The sequence below is a fragment of the Kitasatospora putterlickiae genome, from assembly GCF_039527695.1.
GTDB lineage: Bacteria > Actinomycetota > Actinomycetes > Streptomycetales > Streptomycetaceae > Kitasatospora > Kitasatospora putterlickiae.
The window spans coordinates 1-4,552 of sequence record NZ_BAAAKJ010000296.1 but is presented as its reverse complement, the minus strand read 5'-3'; the positions used below and the strand labels follow the sequence as shown (position 1 = coordinate 4,552).

Annotated in this window: 4 protein-coding genes; 3 read left to right on the top strand and 1 reads right to left on the bottom strand. The window is 72.3% G+C overall.

The window, feature by feature from the left end; all coding sequences use genetic code 11:
• Positions 1–30: 30 nt before the first annotated feature.
• Complete coding sequence (locus tag ABD308_RS28745; RefSeq protein ID WP_344340687.1) at positions 31–1,167, bottom strand: alpha/beta hydrolase; 1,137 nt, start codon at positions 1,165–1,167, stop codon at positions 31–33.
• A gap of 385 nt (positions 1,168–1,552) precedes the next feature.
• Here ABD308_RS28745 and ABD308_RS28740 point away from each other — a divergent pair, with 385 nt between their 5' ends.
• Genes ABD308_RS28740 through ABD308_RS28730 form a run of 3 tightly spaced genes read left to right on the top strand, consistent with a single transcriptional unit; the run spans position 1,553 to position 4,442 of the window.
• Complete coding sequence (locus ABD308_RS28740) at positions 1,553–2,566, top strand: substrate-binding domain-containing protein (protein ID WP_344340693.1); 1,014 nt, start codon at positions 1,553–1,555, stop codon at positions 2,564–2,566.
• Positions 2,563–3,603, top strand: a complete 1,041-nt coding sequence (locus tag ABD308_RS28735; protein ID WP_344340681.1) for an ABC transporter permease — start codon at positions 2,563–2,565, stop codon at positions 3,601–3,603. Before ABD308_RS28740 ends, ABD308_RS28735 begins: the two co-directional genes overlap by 4 nt.
• The gene (locus ABD308_RS28730; protein ID WP_344340676.1) at positions 3,600–4,442 is read left to right on the top strand and encodes an ATP-binding cassette domain-containing protein; all 843 of its coding nucleotides are present in this window, start codon (positions 3,600–3,602) and stop codon (positions 4,440–4,442) included. The genes ABD308_RS28735 and ABD308_RS28730 overlap by 4 nt, the downstream gene beginning before the upstream one ends.
• The last annotated feature ends 110 nt before the right edge of the window (positions 4,443–4,552 follow it).

The window sequence follows — 4,552 nt, the reverse complement described above, 5'->3', positions numbered from 1 at the left end:
GGGCCGCCCCGCACGAGGGGACCGAACGGGCTACTGGGCCGGGATGATCCCGGTCAGCCACTCGAAGACGCCCGGCACCATGCCCTTCCACACGTCGCTGGAGTGCGGGCCGGTGGTCTCGACGACCTGCACGGTGGTGGGCGCCTTGGCGGCGGTGGCGATCGCCTGGCCGTCCTCGTAGCCGTCGCCCTTGTTGCCGGAGATGTACAGCGCGACCTTCGGCGGCTGGGCGGCGCCCTTCACGATGGTGACCGGGTTGTTGGCCTCGCGCAGCGCCGGGTCCTTGCCGACCAGCGAGTCCTTCTCGGTCGCCGGGTCGTTGTAGCCCGAGAGGCTGACGCCGGCCCGGTAGCGGTTGGGGTGGGCCAGCGAGAGCTTGGTGGCGCAGTGGGCGCCCGCCGAGTAGCCGGCGATCGCCCAGCGGTCGGCGGACGGGTCGGCCCGGAAGTTGTCCAGGATCATCTGCGGCACGTCCCGGGTCAGCCAGGTGTCCGCGTTGACCTTGCCCGGCACGTCGGTGCAGCCCGCGTCGGTGCGGTTGCCCAGCAGCAGGGTGCGCGGCGAGACCAGGATGAACGGCGCCACCTTGCCCTGCTGCATCAGCGGCTTCAGCTGCTCGGAGACCTTGAGCGTGCCGTACCAGGTGGAGGAGGAGCCCGGGTAGCCGGGGATCAGCTCGACCACCGGGAACCTCTTGTCCTTGAACGCCGGGTCGTTGTACTGCGGCGGCAGCCAGACCAGCACCTCGCCGTCGACGCCGGACAGCTGGCCCTTGAGGTCGGTCTTCTGGACGTCGCCCGGCACCTTGGGGTCGTCCACGCCGCGGAAGGACTGCTGGACCTTGTTGGCCGGCGGGTGGGCCGCCGCGTCGCCCGCCTGCGTGCCGCCTCCGCCCGCCGCGGCCGTGGCCGTGGCCTGGCCGGAGGGGGCGGGCGCGGCCGGCTCCTGCGGCGGCACGGGGGGCACCGCCCGCACGTGGTTGCCGGTGCCGAGCAGGTCGTCCCAGCTGCCGTAGATGAGGTTGGCGTTGTTGACCATCACGAAGACCATGACCACCGCGGTGGCCTGGCAGAACACGATCATGGCGAGCCTGGACAGGACGCGCACCGGCTCGGGTCCCTTGACCCGGCCCCAGAACCACATCGCCACCGCGATGGAGACCGGCACGAGAACGACCGTGCAGATGAGGAATGGCGTACCTGTCAGTTGCATGAAGATCTCGTATCCGGGTTCGAAGCCGCCCGGACCCCACTCGCCCGGAGCGCCACCTCAATGGCATCAGACGGTCAGAAACCGGGATCGGTTGCCGTCCGAATCTGTGCGGAACCTGAGAGGAAGATCACGTTCGCACGCCGCTCCCCTTTTCGGGCCCGCCCCAGTGTGCCACCCTGGCGGGCCCGGCCCTGACGTCGCACCCAGCGGACTCCCAGGAATCCCCCCGCGGAACGCCCGCGCGGGGCACGATACCGTCCGGACGGATCGCCCCACCGGGCGAGGCGGTGCGAAACCGCGTCCGGCGGGAAGCGAGACTATGGGGATGAGCACAACCCGCATGAGTCCCGTCCGCCGGCTGAGGCCAGCCGCCGCCGCGCTGGCCGTCCTGGCCCTCACGGTCGCCGTCGCCGGCTGCAGCAGCACCGGAGGCAGACGCGCCGAGGAGGCCCGCGCCAAGGCCTCGGCCGCCGCCGGCGGCGCCGTCACCACCCCGCGCTGGAAGGTCGCCATGGTGACCCACGCGGGCGCCGGGGACGCCTTCTGGGACACCGTGCGCAAGGGCGCCGAGCAGGCCGCCGCCAAGGACAACATCACCTTCCTGTACTCCAACGACGCGCAGACCCAGAACCAGGTCCAGCTCGTCCAGGCCGCCATCGACCAGAAGGTCGACGGCCTGCTGGTGACCCTCGCCAAGGGCGACGCGATGGCCGACGTGCTCGGCAAGGCCAAGGCCGCCGGCATCCCGGTGATCACCGTCAACTCCGGCCAGGAGTACTCCGCGCGGTTCGGCGCGCTCACCCACATCGGCCAGGACGAGGCCACCGCCGGCCAGGCGGCGGGCACCGAGCTGTCCCGGCGCGGGCGCGGGAACGTGCTGTGCGTGATCCACGAGCAGGGCAACGTCGGGCAGGAGCAGCGCTGCTCCGGCGCCCGGAGCACGGCCGGCGGCGCCTTCCAGGTGATGTACGTCGACGGCGTCAACATGCCGGACGCCCGTGCCGCGATCTCCGCCAAGCTCCAGGCCGACCCGGCGATCGACACCGTGCTCACCCTCTCCGGCCCGATGGCGGCCACCGGCCTGCAGGCGATCCAGGACGCCCGCCGCCCGGTCGAGCTGGACACCTTCGACCTGGGCACCCAGGTGGTGGCCGGCCTCAAGGCGGGCACCGTCGGCTTCGCCGTCGACCAGCAGCCCTACCTCCAGGGCTACCAGGGCGTCGACCTGCTCTGGCTCTACCGCTTCAACCTCAACATGCTCGGCGGCGGCCGGCCGGTGGCCACCGGCCCGCAGATCCTCACCAAGGAGAACGCGGACGCCCTCGCCGAGTACGTCGCGAGGGGGACCAGGTGAGCGGCTCCGACGTCCTCGCGGCCGGGCGCCGGGAGAGACCGGCCGCGCTGCGCCGGCTGGCCGGCCGGCCGGAGCTGGGCGCGCTGATCGCGGCCGCCGCGGTCTTCCTGGTCTTCGCCGCCGTCGCCGAGCCGTTCCTGCGGGTCTCCTCGCTGGGCACCGTGCTGTACGCGGCCTCCACCATCGGGATCATGGCGGTCCCGGTCGCGCTGCTGATGATCGGCGGCGAGTTCGACCTCTCGGCCGGCGTGCTGGTCACCACCGCCGCGCTGACCTCGTCGATGGTCTCCTACCAGCTCACCGCGGTGACCTGGGTGGGCGTGCTGGTCTCGCTCGCCACGACGCTGGCGGTCGGCCTGTTCAACGGCTGGATGCTGTCGCGCACCAGGCTGCCGAGCTTCATCGTCACCCTCGGCACCTTCCTGATGCTGACCGGCGCCAACCTCGGCGTCACCAAGCTGGTCTCCGGCACCGTCTCCACCAAGCCGATCTCCGACATGGAGGGCTTCGCCTCCTGCCGCTGGCTGTTCGCCTCCGAGGTCACCGTCGGCGGGCTGACCGTCAAGGCCACCGTCTGGTGGTGGCTGGGCCTGCTGCTGGTCGGCAGCTGGGTGCTGCTGCGCACCCGCTTCGGCAACTGGATCTTCGCGGTCGGCGGGGACGCGGCCGCGGCCCGCGCGGTGGGCGTCCCGGTCGCCCGCACGAAGACCGTGCTCTACCTGTTCGTCGGCTTCGGCGCCTGGGTGCTCGGCCAGCACCTGCTGTTCTCCTTCGACACCGTGCAGTCCGGCGAGGGTGTCGGCAACGAGCTGATCTACATCGTCGCGGCCGTCATCGGCGGCTGCCTGATCACCGGCGGCTACGGCTCGGTGGTCGGTTCCGCGCTGGGCGCGCTGATCTTCGGCATGGCCAGCAAGGGCATCATCTACGCCCAGTGGAACCCCGACTGGTTCAAGTTCTTCCTGGGTGCGATGCTGCTGCTGGCCGCCCTGCTGAACTCCTTCGTCAAGCGCCGCGCCGAACGGGGGCCCCGATGACCGAGCTCCTCTCCCTGCGGGGTGTCGGCAAGACCTACGGCACCGTGCGCGCCCTGGAGGACGTCTCGCTGACCCTGCGCTCCGGCGAGATCAGCTGCGTGCTCGGCGACAACGGCGCCGGCAAGTCCACCCTGATCAAGATCATCGCCGGGCTGCACCGGCACGACGAGGGCACCTTCACGGTGGGCGGCGAGGAGGTCCGCTTCGACTCCCCGCGCCAGGCCCTGGACCGCGGCATCGCCACCGTCTACCAGGACCTCGCCGTGGTGCCGCTGATGCCCGTCTGGCGCAACTTCTTCCTCGGCTCCGAGCAGGGGTACAAGCGCTGGGGCGGGCTGCGGATCGACGCCGACGGCATGCGCGCCACCACCCGCACGGCGCTCGCCGACATGGGCATCGACCTGCCCGACGTCGACCGCCCGATCGGCACCCTGTCCGGCGGCCAGCGCCAGTGCGTGGCCATCGCCCGCGCCGTGCACTTCGGCGCCAGGGTGCTGATCCTGGACGAGCCGACCGCCGCGCTCGGCGTCAAGCAGTCCGGAGTGGTGCTCAAGTACGTCACCGCCGCCCGGGACGCCGGGCTCGGCGTGGTGCTGATCACCCACAACCCGCACCACGCGTACCTGGTCGGGGACCACTTCACCCTGCTCAAGCGGGGCCGGATGGCCGGCAGCCACCCCCGGGCCGAGATCGGCCTCGAACAGCTCACCACCGAGATGGCCGGCGGCTCCGACCTCGCCGAGCTCTCCCACGAGCTGTCCCGCGCCGACCTCCCCGGCCTCCCCGGTGCCCCCGGCGCCCCGACCCCCGATTCCGCTGAGGAGCGTCCGCAGCCGTGACCAGCCCCCACGGCGGCACCCGGCCGCCGGTCCTGCCCACCCTGCTCGGCCTCGGGCCGCGCGCCGAGCGCCGCCGCCGGGCGCTGCCCGCCGGCGTGCTCCGGCTGCCG